Below are 19914 nucleotides of genomic sequence, written 5' to 3' on the forward strand. Positions count from 1 at the left end.
CTTCCTTTCTCCTCCTTTGGATATAATCATTCACTATTTGTAATATTGCAAATTAAGAGAGGTGAGTGGAATGGATGAAGAAAAGAAATTAGGACTCTTTACTTTAATCGCCCTTGTAGTTGGTTCTATGATTGGCGGTGGTGCATTTAATTTGGCGAGTGATATGGCAAAAGGTGCTGGCGCAGGGGCTATTATTATTGGATGGATTATAACGGGTATTGGAATGATTGCCCTTGGTTTATCTTTTCAAAATTTAACTGTCAAAAGACCAGATTTAGATGGTGGCATTTTTAGTTATGCAAAAGCTGGATTTGGTAATTTTATGGGATTTAATAGTGCGTGGGGGTATTGGCTGTCAGCTTGGCTAGGGAATGTCGCTTACGGTACATTATTATTTGCTTCATTAGGATATTTCTTCCCTATTTTTGAAGGGGGGCAAAACGTTGCATCTATTATTGGAGCAAGTGTATTACTTTGGTGCGTTCACATGCTAATTTTACGCGGGGTACAATCAGCAGCACTTGTGAACTTAGTAACGACAATTGCGAAATTAGTGCCTGTATTTGTATTTATTATGGTAGGAATTTTCGTTTTTCATTTTGATATTTTCTTAGACGGCTTTTGGGGACAAGCTGGTTCTTTTTCTTGGGGAGCGGTAGGTAGCCAAGTGAAGAGTACAATGCTTGTCACACTTTGGGTATTTATTGGTGTTGAAGGAGCTGTTGTTCTATCAAGCCGCGCTAAAAATAGAAGTGATGTTGGAAAAGCGACAGTTATTGGATTAATTGGTACATTGATTATTTATATTTTAATTACATTGTTATCCCTAGGACTCATGAAACAAGCAGATGTAGCAAATTTGAGAAATCCAGCTATGGCATATTTATTTGAAAGTATAGTTGGAAAATGGGGGGCAGTCTTTATTAATTTAGGTTTAGTCATTTCTGTATTGGGTGCTTGGTTAGGTTGGACATTACTTGCATCCGAAATTCCATACTTAGCTGCCAAAGATGGAGTATTTCCGAAATGGTTTGCAAAAGAGAATAAAAACAAAGCTCCTGTGAACTCATTATGGATAACAAATGGGCTCATTCAAATTTTCTTATTAACATTTGTTGTTTCAGATCAAGCATATAACTTTGCTTTCTCTCTTGCATCCTCAGCTATTTTAATTCCGTATGCTTTTTCAGCATTTTATCAACTTAAATATAGTTTGAAATCTAAAGAAAATGATCGTATAAAAAATATAATCATTGGTTTGGTTGCAAGTATTTATGGAGTTTGGTTAGTCTATGCTGCGGGACTAGAATACTTGTTATTAACCATGACTTTATATGCACCTGGTATTTTCATTTTTTACAATGTTCAAAAGCAAACACATCAAAAACAAATATTTACTCGTATAGAGTTAGCATCATCTGTAGCAATTGGTGCATTAGCATTATTTGCAATTTATGGATTAATTACAGGTAGTATTACGTTATAAAAAATGAAATGGAGGGCTGAAATATGAAAAGAAGAAAAATCGTAGTTGCATTAGGAGGAAATGCAATACAATCTGGAAATGCTACTGCTGAGGCTCAGCAGAAAGCACTAGAAAGAACAGCAGAACAACTTGTTAAAATTATGGGAAATAACATTGATATTGTAATTGCACATGGGAATGGTCCACAAGTGGGGAATATTTTATTACAACAAAAAGTAGCAGAAACAGAGAAAACACCGGCGATGCCATTGGATACTTGCGGTGCAATGAGCCAAGGAATGATTGGGTATTGGATGGAAAATGCAATTGAAAAAGCGCTGAAAAAACAAAATATAAAAAAAGAAGTAGCAACAGTAATAACTCGTGTGATTGTTGATGAGAAAGATGAAGCATTTCAAAACCCTACAAAACCAATAGGACCCTTTTATACGGAAGAGGAAGCAAGACACTTAATGAAGGAAACAAAAGCTGTATTTAAGGAAGATGCCGGAAGAGGATGGAGACGAGTTGTTCCGTCACCAAAGCCTGTGAGCATTCATGAACATAAAGTAATCAATTCATTGGTAGAAGCTGGGAATATCGTAATCGCTGTTGGTGGTGGTGGGATCCCAGTAATTGAATCTGAAGAAGGATTGAGAGGAACGGAGGCTGTTATTGATAAGGATTTTGCTGCTCAAAAGCTAGCTGAACTAGTAGGTGCGGACACTCTCATCATTTTAACCGCAGTTGATTATGTATACATAAATTATAATCAACCAAATCAGAAGAGACTAGAATCGATTGGAGTGGATGAATTAAAAAAATATATAGAGGAACAGCAATTTGCACCAGGAAGTATGCTTCCGAAAATTGAAGCAGCTATTCATTTTGTTAATGCAGGCCCAGGACGAAAAACAATTATTACTTCTTTAGACAAAATATATGAAGCATTGGAAGAGAAAGCAGGTACTATTATTTCTCAACAAGAAGCATGTGTATGTGTAAGGTAGCTTATTTAAGATAAGACTGCAAATACCATACGAATTTCGTATTAACCGTAGGAACTGCGGGGGTAGCCTACTGAATAACCGATGGGTACATCGGTGTTCGTAGGAATCCTCCACTTCAAGCGTTAGCTAAGTGGGGGAGTTCAAAGCTAGTAAGTAAAAAGAATGAAGCGGTTCGCTTCATTCTTTTTACTTACTAATAATCTTTCGTAATCAATGTTCATAAAGTATTCATTATGAAATTAAGAGATGTGGATGGGTTATGATAAAATTTACTTGAATGCGCTTTCTTGATGTTTTAATACTATGTATAGCAAGAAAGAGGGATTTCTTATGAATAGGCGGAATGTGGTTAAAGATTTAAAGCAGTTTGAATTATTTTCTCATGTAACAGACAAAAAGTTAAAAGGTTTAACGGAATTTATTTATTGGCGCACCTATAAGAAAGGACAATTTTTATTTTTAGAAGGAGATTCAAGAGAACGAATTTACCTTATGTTAGATGGTTTTGTAAAGTTAGAACGAGTAAATCAAAGTGGAAATTTATTATATGAAGACTATGTAAAGAGATATTCTATTTTTCCTTATAGTGGTATGTTTACTGATAAAGGATACAGCTATACGGCAGAAGCTATAACTGATGTCGATGTGTATTATATTCCGACAGTAATTTTTGAAGATATGGTGAAGGCAAATCGAACACAATTAATGCACATTGTTCAGCAGTTATCCTCAATATTAAAGTTGAATGAAAATCGTGTGCAAAACATTACGATTCCTAATGCACAAGATCGTGTTATTCAAACATTAAATTATTTAATGCATGACTTAGGCGAACCAAACGGTGAAGAAATTGTAATCCCTTGTCCACTGACAACAATTGAAATTTCTAAAATATCTGGAACATCTCGAGAGACAGTTAGCAGCGTATTAAAACAATTGAAAAATGACCGTATTGTTACCGTGTTAGGTAAAAAAATTACAATACATAATCCTACTTATTTTGAAGAAAGCGCTATGTGAAAAATACAATAATGAATGTGAGAGAAAAGAAGCATTGAGACATAAAGATGTATCAATGCTTTTATCATTTTAATTGTACATGAATGAATATATATTTATGAGGCATTTCTATAAAAAGATTGTATATTCCGATAATATTGGCTAAAATCGATAATAAAAACAAAGGAGAAGAAAGAATGATCCGTATTGAATATGATCGATTGCTTGCTATATTTTATAGTGTCGGGGTATTACTAGTGTTAAAATTTCCAAACGATAACGAACTAGTAGGAGAGAAATTATTTCATTCATATGGACTTCCAGTAGATACATATATTTATATGAATTATAAAATTTCAAATGTATGGGTTACATCTTGTGTATTACAAGGGCTTTCTTTTTTACTTTTTATGAAGTGGATGGAAAAGAATCATTCTAACTGGTTAAAAAGATTTCATAAAATGAAAAGTGGATGTATAGGAGTAATAATGTGTATATTGCCATTCACATTTAATCAACTCATTCAAACTCTTGATAAAACTTGGTACTATGCGGGGAAAACAGGGTTAGAGGCAATTGAATATAAAAAGGAAGATAGTGAATGCAAGATAGAGAAAAGAGGAGAGAAACGAGAGAAAAATTGTGTAGTTACTTTAAAGAATTATCGCAATTATGCACAAGCATTACAACTTGTGTTGCATCAAGATACAGAACAAAATATCGAAGGTTATCACGTACCAACACCTATTTATTTACAGCGGCATGAAACAAAACAATTTAAATTTCAAATTCCAGTTTCATTAGATGAAAATGTAGTGGGAAATACAATACCAAATATCGAATTGAAGTTATTACATGACAAAAAGACAGCACATAATTGACAGAATGAGTAGAAGAAATGAGAAGAAGAGGTAGTCATCCAAAATGTTGAGAGAAATCAAACATAAATTGGATGGCTTTTTTTATTTAGTGAGAACAAAAGGAGATAGATAAGGGATAGCCTGTAAATTTGCAAAAAAAAATAGGCAAAAATAAAAGGGTATTGTTTTTGAGAGAAAAGAGGATATTGAATAGTAAGATGAAAATTATCGTTGCAAACTTGATATATTTTGTTATGATAGTGTTACGAAAACGTTTGCATAAAAAAAGAGGGATATAGAAGGAGAGCGCTATTATGAATAAAATATGGTGGAAAGAAGCTGTCGCTTATCAAATTTACCCACGTAGCTTTATGGATTCAAATGGTGATGGTATTGGAGATTTACAAGGTATTATAGCAAAGCTTGATTATTTAAAAGATTTAGGGATAGATGTTATTTGGATTTGTCCAATGTATAAATCACCAAACGATGATAATGGTTATGATATTAGTGACTATCGCGAAATTATGGATGAGTTCGGTACAATGGCAGACTTTGATGCATTACTAGAAGAAGTGCATAAGCGCGGTATGAAATTAATTATTGATTTGGTTATTAATCATACAAGTGATGAACATCCTTGGTTTATTGAATCGCGATCATCTAAGGATAATCCAAAACGCGATTGGTATATTTGGCGTGATGGTAAGGATGGAAAAGAGCCGAATAACTGGGAAAGTATTTTTAATGGTTCTGCTTGGGAATATGATGAGACAACAGACCAATATTACTTACACATATTCTCACGGAAACAGCCGGATTTAAATTGGGAGAATAAAGAGGTTCGCGAAGCTTTATATGAGACAGTGAACTGGTGGTTAGATAAGGGAATAGATGGATTTCGTGTTGATGCGATTAGTCATATTAAGAAAGAAGAAGGACTAAAAGACATGCCAAATCCCAAAGGGTTACCTTATGTATCTTCTTTTGATAAACATATGAATGTGAATGGTATTCAGCCGTTATTAGAGGAACTAAAAGAGAATACATTTGCAAAATACGATATTATGACTGTTGGAGAAGCGAATGGTGTCAAAATTGAAGATGCAGATCTTTGGGTTGGAGAGGAAAACGGTAAATTCAATATGGTATTTCAATTTGAACATTTAAGTTTATGGGATGCTGAAAAGAAAAAAGAACTTGATGTTGTAGAGTTGAAGAAAGTGTTAACAAAATGGCAAAAAGGTTTAGAAAATAAAGGGTGGAACGCACTTTATATTGAAAACCATGATAAGCCACGTATTGTATCGACTTGGGGAGACGATCAGCAATATTGGCGTGAAAGTGCAACAGCTTTAGGAGCGATGTATTTCTTTATGCATGGAACGCCATTTATTTATCAAGGGCAAGAGATTGGGATGACAAATGTTCAGTTTCCTAATATCGATGATTATGACGATGTAGCTATTAAAAATTTATACCGTGAGAAAATTGCACAAGGTGTATCGCATCAAGAAATGATGGAAATTATATGGGCATCTTGTCGCGATAATTCGCGTACACCTATGCAGTGGAGTAGCGAAGAAAATGCAGGTTTTACAACAGGAACACCTTGGTTTGGAATCAATCCAAATTATAAAGAAATCAATGTCCAAAAGCAGCAAGAAGAACCCAATTCTATTTTGAATTTTTATAAGAAAATGATTGCTCTAAAAAAGGCACATGCTGTTTTCAATTACGGTACGTATGATTTATTATTAGAGGATGATCCGCAAATTTATGCATACACGCGTACATTACAAGATGAAAAAATAATTGTGATTACCAATCTGTCAAGCAAGGAAGCTATCTATCATAAGAATTCATACACGTTAGAAAGCAATCGATTGCTTTTAAGTAACTATGAAATTTCTGAAGATGAAGGAAATAAGAAAATCATCTTAAATCCTTATGAAGCAAGAATTTATCGTATTTCTTAAAAAAATGGTGCTCTCGTAGCATCTTTTTTTGTTTAGAAAAAACTTTTTATTGCAATGCGAAAGCGCTTTTATTAAAATTAATTTATGAAAACGTTTGCGTCAATTCTCTGTTTGGAATTGTTTTCATATATGTAGAGAAATTCTATGTTGTCTTATTAGGAAACTGGTAAACAAAGGGAGGAAAAAACAGATGAAAATTACGTCTTTTGATTTTTGGCAGAAGTTTGGGAAAGCGTTGTTAGTTGTTGTAGCAGTTATGCCAGCTGCAGGTTTAATGATTTCTATTGGTAAGCTAATCGGTATGGCTGCTGGAGATGTAAATGCTGTACATATGATTGCTAGAGTTATGGAAGACATTGGTTGGGCGATTATTACAAACTTGCATATTTTATTTGCAGTAGCAATTGGGGGATCGTGGGCAAAGGACCGCGCAGGCGGTGCGTTTGCAGCGCTGTTAGCATTTGTGTTAACAAACCGGATTACGGGAGCTATATTTGGTGTTAACACTGAAATGTTAGCGGATTCAAAAGCGGAAGTTTCTTCATTATTAGCTGGAGATTTACTTGTAAAAGATTATTTCACTTCTATACTTGGTGCACCAGCGCTCAATATGGGAGTATTCGTAGGGATTATTACAGGGTTTTTAGGTGCCACTTTATATAATAAATATTATAACTATAATAAATTACCACAGGCATTAGCATTTTTTAATGGGAAACGTTTTGTACCATTTGTTGTAATTGTTTGGTCTACCATTACGGCAATTGTTTTATCACTTTTATGGCCGTTCATCCAAAGTGGATTAAATGAGTTCGGACGCTGGATTGCGGCATCGAAAGACAGTGCACCAGTTGTCGCGCCATTCGTATACGGGACATTAGAGCGTCTGTTATTGCCGTTTGGATTACATCATATGTTAACGATTCCGATGAACTATACAGAACTTGGTGGGACATATACAATGTTAACGGGTTCGAAAGTTGGTCAAGTGGTTGCAGGACAAGACCCGCTATGGTTGGCATGGGTTACAGATTTAAATAATTTATTAACAAATGGGGATACAAAAGCATATAACGATTTGTTAAATAATGTAGTGCCAGCTCGTTTTAAAGTAGGACAAGTAATTGGATCGACAGCATCACTAATTGGGATTGCATTTGCAATGTTTTACAATGTTGATAAAGACAAACGTGCAAAATATAAGCCGATGTTCTTTTCAGCAGCATTAGCGGTATTTTTAACAGGTGTTACAGAGCCGATTGAATTTATGTTTATGTTCATCGCTCCATTATTATATATAGTGTATGCAATTACAACAGGTCTTGCATTTGCATTGGCAGATCTTATTAATTTACGAGTACATGCATTTGGATTTATTGAATTAATGACTCGTACACCAATGATGGTTCATGCAGGGTTAACAAGAGACTTAATTCATTTTGTGATTGTTTCAGTAATGTTCTTTATTTTAAACTTTACCGTATTTCATTTCTTAATTAAAAAGTTTAATTTACCAACTCCAGGGCGTGCGGGTAATTATATTGATAATGAAGATGATTCTTCAGAACAAATAGCAAATGGAAAAGAAGGGTCTTTAGCAACAAAAGTTATTGACCTTCTAGGTGGAAAGGATAATATTGCAGATGTAGATGCTTGTATGACACGTTTACGTGTGACAGTGAAAGATTTAAGTGTCGTTGCACCAGAAACAGATTGGAAACAAAATGGGGCATTAGGGCTTATTGTAAAAGATAAAGGTGTGCAAGCTGTATACGGTCCAAAAGCAGATGTATTAAAATCAGATATTCAAGACATGTTAGGTGCATAAGAAATGAAAGTATTAACTTTAAATTGTCATTCTTGGCAAGAAGAGAATCAATTAGAAAAAATAAAATACCTTGCTAAGACGATTCAAGAAGAAAATTACGATGTAATTGCTTTACAAGAGGTAAGCCAATCTATAAAAGCTCAAAGTGTATATGGTAACAAAAAGAAGGATAACTTTGGTCTTATATTGCTTGCAGAGCTTAAACAGTTAGGTTTAGAAAATTACAGTATGGTTTGGGACTTCGCGCATATTGGCTATGACATATATGAAGAAGGTTCAGCCATTATAACGAAGCATCCGATTATAAAACGAGGTTCTTTCTTCGTATCAGAAAGTAAGGATACAACGTATTGGAAAACACGTAAGATTGTTTATGCAACAATTTTTTATCAAGGGAAAAACATAACCTTTTATTCTTGTCACCTTGGTTGGTGGAATGATGAGGAAGAACCATTCCGAGAACAAGTGAATCGTTTCATGGAGCACATTGATGATCATGAGCTTTCATTCTTAATGGGTGATTTTAATAATAATGCTCATTTAAGAGGAGAAGGATATGATTATATGATACAAAATAATTTTTACGATACATACGCATTAGCGATGGAGAAAGATGAAGGAACAACCGTACAAGGGAAAATTGCTGGCTGGGACGAAAATAAGCAAAACTTGCGGATTGATCTAGTGTTAAGTAACAAACCAGTAAAGGTTTTTTCTTCAAAAGTTATTTTTAATGGTATGAATCGGAAGATCATTTCAGATCATTTTGGAGTAGAAGTTCAATTGAACGTATAATAGAAGAAATCCTCATAGTGCTGCAGAAGCTATGAGGATGTTTTTGAAAAATACAAGTATTTCCAAGAGAAAATACTTGTATTTTTTATGACATTTCCTATATATTTGTTATTAATGAATGTAAAACCAATTTGGTCATTTTGTATGTATTCTTTTGCTTACTTCGTTATATAATGAAGTAAGCAAAAGAATAGATTGGAAAAATCGAGTATTTTCGTTTAATTCGGGTGGTGGAAAATGATATAATTGCAAAATGCATGTATCGTTTTTGGAATAAGGAAAAATATATAATTAGGTGATTGCTTATATGAAACAAATATGGCGTATTTATACGACAGATGTACGGAATGTAGCTAAACATTGGGCTGCGATTGTTATTGTACTAGGATTAATGATTTTGCCATCGTTATATGCATGGTTTAACATTAAGGCTTCTTGGGATCCATACGGGAATACAAACGAGGTGCCAATTGCAGTTTCTAACCAAGATGCTGGTTCGAATATAAGGGGGAAAGATATTAACATCGGGGACGAAATTGTCAATTCACTCAAGAAAAACAAAAATCTAGGTTGGAAGTTTGTTGATGAGAAACAAGCAATCTACGGGGTTGAACATGGAGATTACTATGCAAGTATTACAATTCCAAAAGATTTCTCTGAAAAAATTGCGACGGTTATTAGTGATAATCCGCAAAAACCAGAACTAGATTATTTCGTAAACGAAAAAGTAAATGCGATTGCACCGAAAATTACAGCAAAAGGTGCATCAGGTATTACAGAAGAAATTAGTAAGAACTTTGTTAAAACAGCAAACGGAGAGATTTTTAAAATTTTCAATAGCCTTGGAATCGATTTAGAAACAAACTTGCCAAGTATTGAAAAAGTAAAAGATCTTGTATTTAAGTTAGAAGCGCAATTTCCAAAAATGAATAAACTTATGGATACAGCACTAGATGATGCAACTAGAGCGCAAGATATTGTAAAAGTAGCGCAAGAGGATCTGCCAGTTGTACAGAGCGTTATTAATGATGGGCAGGAAACTTTGAACAACTTAGATAAATTCTTTGCACGAAATGATGAGACATTACAGAATGCACCAGGAACAATAAAGAGAGATTTAACGGCTCTAAAAAGCGGAATGGATGGTGCAGCGGCTATAACAGATTTCTTAATGGGACCTGGGGCGAATTTGAATATTCCTGATATTTCTCAGTTACCTACGCTGCCGGACCTTCCAAAAATTAATGATGAAGGTTACAAAAATATAGCAAGAAACATTAATCAAACAGTGAATAGTGTTTTAAACTCAGCACGTACAGGTACTGCATATGCACAGAGTGTGATGGATGGGTTACAAAATGGAAGTATTGATCCTGAAATAGCAAAGAAAAATATCACTACTATTTCTAATAATCTCCAGACTCATATAGACAATCTTTCTTCAATCATTACCATGATGTCTACACTTCAGCAGAATGCAACAACTGATTTTGGTAAGAAGTTTTTCGGTGATAGAGTAGCACATTTAACAGCTATTCGAGAAGGACAGCAAGATTTGAACAATCGATTTAAACGTCTTAATGACTTAATTAGTTCAGGACAAGAAGTAAAACAAGATGTGAGAGATGCAATTAATCAAAAATTAGACGCAACAAACGCTTTAATTGATCAAGCGGAAAAGGATTATAATGAAACGTTTGTAGCGGATTATAAAAAAGCAGTCAGTACTTTGGAGCAGACTAGTGATAAAGTGAATGAAGAGTATAATAAGGTAAGACAGCAATATGAACAAACTAAATCTATCCTTCAAAAAGCAAAAGAAGACTTTGAAAATAAAGGGATTAATGGATTAGATTCAACAAAAGTAGCTTTAAATAGTTTAAACAGTCAATTCCAAGCAGCTTCAAATATGATTACTGATATGATACCTGTCTTAGAGAGTGCGAATAAAGTTTTTGCTGATGTCAATAGTGATAAAAACTTTAATAATCAAATTGCGAAGCTGAAAAAAGCACAAAGTCTTCTACAAAAAGGTATAAAATTAACTGATAAAGGAATTGAAGCGATTAATAAAGGACAACAACCTGCGAAAGATATTATTGAAAGTATTAATGAAGTATCCAAAAATACTTCAGCACAATTAGGTGATATTTTAGCAAGGTACGATTCCGAAATCGTTCCAAACTTCAATGCAGCAATTGCACGTACAAAAGAGATGTCAAAAAATACATCTAAAATTTTAAGTGATGCGAATAAAAAGCTTCCAGATGTGAAGAAGTTGCTAGAAGACTCCTCAAAAGGATTGGTAGAAGGCACAAAGAAACTGAAAGATATTAAAGCGCAGATGCCAGCTACTCAGCAAAAAATAAAGGAACTAGCAGATAAAATTCGTCAGTTTGAATCGGAAGAGGATATAAAAGATATTATTCGTTTATTGAAAAATGATGTTGAAAAGCAAAGTGATTTCTTTGCCAATCCTGTGAAATTAAAAGAAAATAAATTATTTGCAATGCCAAACTATGGCTCAGCAATGTCACCGTTTTATACAGTGCTTGCATTATGGGTAGGAGCATTGTTAATGGTTTCATTATTAACAGTAGAAGTGCATGAACCGGGGACGGAATATAAGAGTCATGAAATTTATTTTGGACGCTTCTTAACGTTTTTAACGATAGGGCTTGCACAAGCGTTTATCGTATCGATGGGAGATATGTTCTTACTTGGTACGTACGTAGTTGATAAATTCTGGTTTGTGGTATTCAGTTTATTTAGCAGTGCAGTCTTTGTTTGCATCGTATACTCTCTCGTTTCTGTTTTCGGAAACGTTGGGAAATCAATGGCAATCATTTTACTCGTACTACAAGTAGCTGGGTCGGGAGGAACGTTCCCAATTCAAATGTTACCGAAATTCTTCCAAGCAATGTATCCATTCTTGCCGTTCACATATGCGATTAGTGCAATTCGTGAAACAGTAGGTGGAATGCTTTGGGATATTGTCATTAGAGATTTACTTGTATTGAGTGTGTTCGTTGTAATCATGTTAATTCTTGCATTATTACTGAAAACACCAATTAATAAATCGAGTGAAAAGTTTGTTGAGAATGCAAAAGGAAGTAAAATTATTCACTAATTATAAAGGTTTCTACCGAATTTGGTAGGAACCTTTTGTTTGATTAATATGGCGTTTTAGAAATGATAAAGTAATCGAAAAATGTATAGCAGTTTTAAATTTTTTTGTTGAGTGTTTTACGATTATCACAGGGCAATATTGAGACCATGTTCCAGCGCGGTGTTGTAAATAAGATTGGAAATCAAACGATTAGAAATATTTTTCTAGCTAATGCTACTTCATACTATAGATTCAGTTCCCATATCCTTTTTCTAAACTGACTTTCACTGTTTCACCTTAATCGAAAAAAGCATTGTCCATCAAAACTTTTGATGGACAATGCTTTTTTCATTTAATCAAATTTCAATTTCTTTAATGCTTCTGCTAATGCATTATTTAATGGCTCTGCTTCTTTTTGCTGCTGTTTCATATATTTTTGAACGAAACGTTTATCTGCTTTGTTACCAGATTCTTTTTTGCGGCGTTCTTGGAAGGTAGATAGCTTCTCACGGTAGCCGCATCTACATGCAAAGATTTGACCAGCCCCCTCACCACGTAGCTCTAATTTTTTCTTACATTGCGGGCAACGGGCATTTGTTATGCGGGATACATTTTTACGGTGACCACATTCACGGTCTTGGCATACGAGCATTTTTCCTTTTTTGCCGTTTACCTCTAGCATTGGTTTACCGCAGTCTGGACAAGACTTCGTAGAAATGTTGTCATGTTTATATTTTTTATTACTCGATTTAATTTCAGAAACAATCTCTTTCGTATAGTTCTTCATTTCTGAAATGAATACTTCTTTTTTCAGTTTCCCCTTTGCAATTGCCTCAAGTTTTTGTTCCCACTCACCAGTTAGTGTAGGTGATTTTAATTCTTCTGGTACTAAATCAAGTAATTGACGACCTTTTGAGGTAATATGAATATCTTTACCACGTTTTTCAATTAAGAAAGAGTTGAAAAGTTTGTCGATAATATCTGCACGTGTCGCTACAGTACCTAATCCACCAGTCGATTTTAACGTATCAGCAAGTTGTTTATTTTGCGTATCCATATATTTTGTAGGGTTCTCCATTGCTGAAAGTAAAGTTGCTTCATTAAATCGTGCAGGTGGTTTTGTTTGACCTGATGTTTGCGTAATTAACTTTATAGTTAATGTATCACCTTTTTCAATACGAGGTAGAAGTTGTTCTTTTACGTCATCAGTTACATCATCATCTTCAAAGTGGTTTTCATATACTTCTTTCCAACCAGCATGTAAAATTGTTTTTCCGCGCGCAATGAACGTTTCATTCCCAATTTTTGTGCGTAATGTTAGTTGTTCGTATTCAAATGCTGGGAATAAAACAGCTAAGAAACGTTTTACAACTAAATCATAAATTTTACGTTCTTTATCAGTGAACGCAGAGAAATTAACATATCCCTCTGTTGGAATAATTGCGTGATGATCACTTACTTTACTATTATCAACAAATGATTTATTAGATTTTATCGGCTTATTTAAAATCTTATGTGCTAAAGAGCGATAGTCTCCTACACCGCATGCTTTTAGACGCTCTGGAAGTGTTCCAACGATATCAGATGAAATGTAGCGTGAATCCGTACGAGGATACGTTAGCACTTTATGCTGTTCATACAATTTCTGCATAATGTTTAATGTTTCTTTTGCAGAGTAACCGAACTTTTTATTTGCATCACGTTGCAATTCAGTTAAATCATAAAGGCCAGGAGAGAATGATTTCTTCTGTTTTTTATCAATTTCCACAACAGTAGCATTTTGTTTATCTAAGCTTTTTACGATACCATCAATTTTTTCTTTATTAAAACTACGACTATTTCCTTTTGCATCTTGCCAAGTTAGTTTTAAATTATTCGTTGTTTGAGCTTCGATACCGTAGTATGTTTGAGCTTTAAAGTTTTTGATTTCATCTTCACGACTCGCAATAATAGCTACAGTTGGTGTTTGCACACGCCCACAGTTTAATTGAGCATTGAATTTTGTTGTTAATGCACGAGTAGCATTTAAGCCGATATACCAATCAGCTTCAGAACGAGCAACGGCTGAGGCGTATAAATTATCATAAGTTTTACCTGGTTTTAAATTACGAAAACCATCTTTAATTGCTTTGTCTGTTACAGAAGAAATCCATAAACGTTTAATGGGTTTCTTCACTTTTGCTTTTTCAATAATCCAACGGGCAACCAATTCTCCCTCTCTTCCTGCATCAGTAGCCACAATTATCTCATTAACATCATTTCGACTAAGTTGATGTTTCACAGCATGAAACTGTTTTCCCGTTTGTTTTATAACAACTAATTTCATACGTTCTGGAAGCATAGGAAGATCTTCAAGATTCCATGTTTTATACTTATTATCATAAGCCTCAGGGTCTGCAAGTGTCACTAAGTGTCCAAGAGCCCAAGTCACGATATATTTATCCCCTTCTAAAAATCCATTTCCTTTTTTTGTACACTTTAATACTTTTGCGATATCCCGTGCAACTGATGGTTTCTCAGCAATTACTACACTCTTTGCCATGTATTCAAACTCCTTTACTAACTATATACCGTATAATATACCACAGTTTTCAAGAAGAACAGTAAGGAACACCTTCTATTTGGTAGTTATAATTGACATAGCTTCTTTAAGAATCTCTACTTCTTGTCTTAATTTCTTATTTTCTTTATAAACCTTATGAAACTGCTTTGGAGTCACTATCATTTGCTGTTTGGAATAGAGCTTCATCTGTTTATCCCGCTATTTTCTCACTTCAAGAATGGGAGGGAAGCAAGGAAGATAAGGATGAGGGCTGCCCGTAGCAGCTTGATTGGTGGGGATAATCGGTAGAGTATGGGGGATTTCGATTGCTTACAACTTCACTGCATTATAAGTTATACGTTGACATCGCAAATGAAATTCATTATCATTAAAAAGAGGTTACCATAACGTTGCCGAAACGTCAGATGAATCCGATTGATACATCTAAAAAAGGTTGGATTATGACGAATAGTTCGCGGCAAGAAATGGAAGCGTTTGCTAGAATTATGATTTCTATCATTCTATAAATAGGTGAGGGGGATAAAATGATAGGATTATAATCTGTTTGAAATCAAGTGATGGCGACAGAACATAATCTGTACCATGAAAACATTATGAAAAAAAGATATTTATTTATCATGCTTATTGTTTTATCGGTTGCATCTATTTTTATTGGTGTAAAAGATGTGAGTCTAACAGATGTTTTGCATTGGAATCAAGAGAAAATGCAAATTGTATTTATCAGTAGATTACCACGTCTCATTAGTATTATTGTTGCTGGTGTCAGTTTAAGTATAAGTGGTTTAATTATGCAGCAACTGAGCAGAAATAAGTTTGTATCTCCAACAACTGCGGGAACGATGGATAGTGCAAAGTTGGGCGTTTTAGTCTCCTTAATGTTATTTACGACAGCAAGCCCGCTTGAAAAAATGTTTATCGCATTTATTTTTGCGCTAGCTGGTACATTTTTGTTTATGCAAATTTTAAAGCGAATTAAATTTAAAGATGCCATTTTTATTCCGCTTGTAATCATCGCCTTTTTATATGCAAATCGTTTTACCGTTGCTGGAATGGGGGAAGATTTTGCAGCGAATTTAGGAATGAATTACAATCGAGTGCTAAATATTGGGCTTATTATCGTTTCTCTCATCTCTGCATTAGTTGTTTTAACTGTTGGGATGATTCCATTTTTAGGACTTATTATTCCAAATATCGTTTCAATTTATCGCGGAGATCATTTGAAAAATAGTTTACCTCATACTGCCTTGTTAGGAGCTGTTTTTGTACTAGCTTGCGATATACTTGGTAGGGTCGTAATTTATCCGTATGAAATTTCGATTGGTCTTACAGTAGGAGTGATCGGAAGCGGAATCTTCCTTTATTTATTAATGAGGAGAAACGCATATGCAACATAGAAAACAAAAGAATTATAAGTTGATGTTGGCAGTACTTGCCGTTGTATCCGTAATAGCCATTGGAATCTTTTTATTCATTAACTTAAATATGAACACACTAGATTATGCTTTACCAAGAAGAGCGAAGAAATTGTTAGCAATGATCATAACAGGTGGAGCTATTGCGTTTTCATCTATGATCTTCCAAACGATTAGTAATAACCGTATTTTAACACCGAGTGTGATTGGGTTAGATTCGCTTTACATGTTTATTCAAACTTTTGTTGTGTTTTTATTTGGGTCACAGCATTTTGCTATGATGAATACAAATGCGAACTTTCTTATATCCGTTAGTTTAATGGTGATTTTTTCACTGTTTCTTTATAAATTTTTATTTAAAAGAGAAGGAAATAATATTTATTTCTTACTCTTAATCGGATTAATATTCGGGACATTCTTTCAAAGTTTGTCTTCTTTTATGCAAGTGCTTATTGATCCGAATGAGTTTCAAATTGTGCAAGGAAAAATGTTTGCCAGTATTAACAACGTGAAAACAGAGTTACTTGCAGTATCCGTTATTGGGATTATAGTAGTGGTTGCTTACGTATATAAAGAGTTGAAACTATTAGACGTATTATCACTTGGAAGAGAAGAGGCAATTAACTTAGGCGTAGATTATGACAAAGTCGTAAAAAAACTTTTAATTGTTATCGCAATTTTAGTTTCTATTTCTACAGCGCTAGTTGGTCCAATTACATTTTTAGGATTACTTGTAGTAAACGTTGCGCGTGAATTCTTGTACACATATAAACACAAATATTTAATTATGGGTTCTATCTTTATTAGTATTATCGCTCTAGTAGGTGGACAATTGATTGTTGAAAGAGTATTTGAATTTAATACAACTTTAAGCGTCATTGTAAACTTTGTTGGGGGCGTATACTTCATTTATCTTCTATTGAAGGAGAGTAAATCATGGTAGAAGTAAGAAATATATCAAAACAATATGGAAGCAAAAATGTTGTTGAAGATGTTTCGATTAAAATTGCAAAAGGAAAAATCACATCTTTCATCGGTCCGAATGGGGCAGGAAAAAGTACAGTGCTTTCCATGATTAGCAGATTATTAAAAAAAGATGCTGGTGAAATTTATATAGAGGATAAAGAAATTAGTGAGTGGAATAGTAATGAGCTTGCAAAAAAAATTTCTATTTTAAAGCAAACGAATCACATTAATTTGCGTCTCACGATTCGCGAACTAGTCAGCTTTGGTAGATTCCCATATTCACAAGGAAACTTGACCAAGGAAGATGAGAAACATATTGAGGAAGCAATTCGTTATATGGAGCTTGAGGATATTCAGCATAAATATTTAGACCAACTAAGTGGTGGGCAAAGACAACGGGCGTATATCGCTATGGTGATTGCTCAAAATACGGAATATATTTTGCTAGATGAGCCACTTAACAATTTAGATATGAAGCATTCTGTACAAATTATGAAAGTACTGAGACGCTTAGTTGAAGAACTAGGGAAAACAGTTGTAATTGTAATTCATGATATTAATTTTGCTTCTTGTTATTCTGATCATATTGTTGCTTTGAAAGATGGAAAGGTCATGAAAGAAGGGCCAACAAATGAAATTATTAATCCAGCAGTCTTAAAGGGGATTTATGATATGGACATCCACATTGAAGAAATAGCTGGAAATAATATTTGTATTTATTTTTCATAAGAGGAAGTTATTTTTGATTGTGCAAATGCACGATCAATTAAAATAATTTAAAAAAACTTATAGAGGTGATTGAAATGAAAAAGTTAGCGATGCTACTATTAACTTTCATGCTTGCTATCATGGCTGTAGCATGTAGCAATAATGCTTCTACTGATAAAAAGACAGAAGCTAGTGAAAGTAAAGCGAAAGAAATTACAATCAAGCATAAGTTAGGGGAAACAAAAGTTAAAACAAATCCGAAAAAAGTTGTAGTATTTGACTTTGGTTCATTAGACACTTTAGATAAATTAGGCGTTGATGTGGCTGGTGTACCACAGAAAAATATCCCATCGTATCTTTCAAAATATAAAGATAAAAAATATACAAATGTTGGTGGCTTAAAAGAGCCAGATTTCGAAAAAATTAACGAAATGAATCCAGATTTAATTATCATTTCTGGAAGACAAGCTGATTCATACAAAGAATTTGAAAAAATTGCTCCAACAATTTATGTAGAGTTAAATACAAAAGATTACATGAAATCATTTAAAGAAAACGTTGAAACATTAGCAAAAATCTTCGGTAAAGAAGAACAAGCGAAAAAAGAAATTGCAGCAGTTGAAAAAGACGTAGCAGCATTAAATGAAAAAGCTAAGAAGAGCGATAAAAAAGGGTTAGTTATTTTAGCGAATGATGGTCAAGTAAGTGCATATGGGCCACAATCTCGCTTCGGTATTATCCATGATGTATTTGGGATAACTCCTGTTGACCCAAATATTAAAGCTGATACACATGGTAACAAAGTTTCATTCGAATATATTTTAGAGAAAAACCCAGGTTACTTATTTGTAGTAGATAGAGGTGCTGTTGTTGGCGGTAAATCTTCTGCAAAACAAGTAGTGGAAAACGAAATTGTTAGCAAAACAAATGCTGTGAAAGATGGCAATGTAGTTTATTTAGATCCAAACTACTGGTACCTATCTGGTGGCGGGCTTGAGTCTGTATCAGAAATGGTAAAAGAAGTATCTAAAGCTTTAAAATAATAAAATGAAAAACAGCGATAGGAGCGCATCCTATCGCTGTTTTTCTATACATACTGATTCGGTATAAAGCAATATAAAGACGAATGCTCTCTTTTCACTTCACCTTTCATATAAGAAAGGAAAGAACTTGTTATTTTACTAGAATAAGAGTAGACTTTGAAGTAGATGAATAAGAAAGCACATGGGAGTTTGCGGATGCAGACTGAGAGTACGGCTAATCTGTCGTTGACCATTAGAACCTGTTGGATAATGCCAGCGTAGGGAGAGTGTAAAAAAACACATGTTCAGGCACTTTGCATACGCGAAGTGTCTTTTTGTGTATCTCCCATTACGGAAACGAGGAGGAGATGAAACAATGCATATAACAGAAATTGCTAAAGTGGTGGAACAAGTAAGAAAAACGAATCCACTTGTGCATAATATTACAAATGTAGTTGTAACGAACTTTACAGCAAATGGCTTGCTAGCGTTAGGGGCATCACCAGTCATGGCATATGCAAAAGAAGAAGTAGCAGAGATGGCTAGCATTGCAGGAGCACTCGTTTTAAATATGGGTACGCTCCGGCCAGATGAAGTTGAAGCAATGCTCATTGCTGGAAAAGCAGCGAATCAACAGCATGTCCCAGTATTATTTGATCCAGTTGGGGCAGGAGCAACTTTGTATCGAACAGAAGTGGCAAGACATATACCAAATGAAATAAAGTTAGCGATGATCCGCGGAAATGCAGCGGAAATTGCGAATGTTATTCATGAAAAATGGGAAATCAAAGGTGTGGATGCTGGAACTGGAAATGGTGATTCTGTAGCAATTGCAACAAAAGCAGCGAACAAACTAGGTACAGTCGCGGTAATTACAGGAAAAGAAGATATTGTCACAGATGGTAAGCGAACCGTTATAATTCGTAACGGTCATCCAATTTTAACAAAGGTGACAGGAACAGGTTGTTTATTAACTTCAGTAATGGGAGCATTTGTGGCAGTTGAACAAGATTATGTAAAAGCAGCGGTTGCTGCATTAACGTTTTATGGAGTAGCAGCGGAGATTGCTGCGAGTAAAACAGTAGATCAGGGACCAGGCAGTTTCCAAGTAGAATTCTTAAATCAATTAGCAAATGTTACCGTAAGCGATATTGAACAATATGGAAAAGCAGAAGAAGTTCGTTAGGGAGATGAGAGA

Annotated in this window: 14 protein-coding genes and 1 riboswitch; of the genes, 13 read left to right on the plus strand and 1 reads right to left on the minus strand. The window is 34.4% G+C overall.

Features of this window, described 5'->3' with window-relative positions; genetic code table 11:
- Window positions 1–70 precede the first annotated feature (70 nt).
- The 8 genes from arcD (at window position 71) to BCER98_RS02100 (ending at window position 12066) form a co-directional block, all read left to right on the plus strand.
- Window positions 71–1486 carry an arginine-ornithine antiporter gene (gene arcD, locus BCER98_RS02065; RefSeq protein WP_011983466.1) on the plus strand — a complete coding sequence of 472 codons (1416 nt, stop codon included), beginning with the start codon at window positions 71–73 and terminating at the stop codon, window positions 1484–1486.
- Window positions 1487–1509: 23 nt separating this feature from the next.
- On the plus strand, window positions 1510–2475 hold the full coding sequence (gene arcC / locus BCER98_RS02070; RefSeq protein WP_011983467.1) for a carbamate kinase: 966 nt from the start codon (window positions 1510–1512) through the stop codon (window positions 2473–2475).
- 330 nt (window positions 2476–2805) lie between these two features.
- Window positions 2806–3495, plus strand: coding sequence for a Crp/Fnr family transcriptional regulator (locus BCER98_RS02075; protein ID WP_011983468.1), 690 nt, complete (start codon window positions 2806–2808; stop codon window positions 3493–3495).
- 176 nt (window positions 3496–3671) lie between these two features.
- Window positions 3672–4355 (plus strand): hypothetical protein, encoded by a 684-nt coding sequence (locus BCER98_RS02080; RefSeq protein WP_011983469.1) that lies wholly within the window; start codon window positions 3672–3674, stop codon window positions 4353–4355.
- Between the two features lie 293 nt (window positions 4356–4648).
- Complete coding sequence (locus tag BCER98_RS02085; protein ID WP_011983470.1) at window positions 4649–6313, plus strand: glycoside hydrolase family 13 protein; 1665 nt, start codon at window positions 4649–4651, stop codon at window positions 6311–6313.
- A 190-nt stretch (window positions 6314–6503) separates the two neighbouring features.
- Window positions 6504–8141, plus strand: a complete 1638-nt coding sequence (locus tag BCER98_RS02090) for a PTS transporter subunit IIBC (protein ID WP_011983471.1) — start codon at window positions 6504–6506, stop codon at window positions 8139–8141.
- Between the two features lie 3 nt (window positions 8142–8144).
- Complete coding sequence (locus BCER98_RS02095; RefSeq protein WP_011983472.1) at window positions 8145–8936, plus strand: endonuclease/exonuclease/phosphatase family protein; 792 nt, start codon at window positions 8145–8147, stop codon at window positions 8934–8936.
- 307 nt (window positions 8937–9243) lie between these two features.
- A complete protein-coding gene (locus BCER98_RS02100; RefSeq protein ID WP_011983473.1) occupies window positions 9244–12066 on the plus strand; it encodes a YhgE/Pip domain-containing protein in 2823 nt (940 codons plus the stop codon).
- Window positions 12067–12397: 331 nt separating this feature from the next.
- Here the strand turns inward: BCER98_RS02100 and BCER98_RS02105 are convergent, their stop codons facing one another.
- Window positions 12398–14587 (minus strand): DNA topoisomerase III, encoded by a 2190-nt coding sequence (locus BCER98_RS02105; RefSeq protein WP_011983474.1) that lies wholly within the window; start codon window positions 14585–14587, stop codon window positions 12398–12400.
- 614 nt (window positions 14588–15201) lie between these two features.
- Here BCER98_RS02105 and BCER98_RS02115 point away from each other — a divergent pair.
- The 5 genes from BCER98_RS02115 to thiM all read left to right on the plus strand — a co-directional run bounded on the left by BCER98_RS02115 (window position 15202) and on the right by thiM (window position 19902).
- Complete coding sequence (locus tag BCER98_RS02115) at window positions 15202–16002, plus strand: ABC transporter permease (RefSeq protein ID WP_041810201.1); 801 nt, start codon at window positions 15202–15204, stop codon at window positions 16000–16002.
- Window positions 15992–16963, plus strand: a complete 972-nt coding sequence (locus tag BCER98_RS02120; protein WP_011983476.1) for an iron chelate uptake ABC transporter family permease subunit — start codon at window positions 15992–15994, stop codon at window positions 16961–16963. The genes BCER98_RS02115 and BCER98_RS02120 overlap by 11 nt, the downstream gene beginning before the upstream one ends.
- Entirely contained in the window at window positions 16957–17715 is a 759-nt protein-coding gene (locus tag BCER98_RS02125; protein WP_011983477.1) for an iron ABC transporter ATP-binding protein, read from the plus strand. Before BCER98_RS02120 ends, BCER98_RS02125 begins: the two co-directional genes overlap by 7 nt.
- A 74-nt stretch (window positions 17716–17789) precedes the next feature.
- On the plus strand, window positions 17790–18737 hold the full coding sequence (locus BCER98_RS02130; protein WP_011983478.1) for a siderophore ABC transporter substrate-binding protein: 948 nt from the start codon (window positions 17790–17792) through the stop codon (window positions 18735–18737).
- Between the two features lie 171 nt (window positions 18738–18908).
- Window positions 18909–19018, plus strand: a riboswitch (TPP riboswitch).
- A gap of 74 nt (window positions 19019–19092) precedes the next feature.
- Window positions 19093–19902 (plus strand): hydroxyethylthiazole kinase, encoded by an 810-nt coding sequence (gene thiM, locus BCER98_RS02135; RefSeq protein ID WP_011983479.1) that lies wholly within the window; start codon window positions 19093–19095, stop codon window positions 19900–19902.
- Window positions 19903–19914 lie beyond the last annotated feature (12 nt).

Source organism: Bacillus cytotoxicus NVH 391-98, from assembly GCF_000017425.1.
Taxonomy (GTDB): Bacteria; Bacillota; Bacilli; order Bacillales; family Bacillaceae_G; genus Bacillus_A; species Bacillus_A cytotoxicus.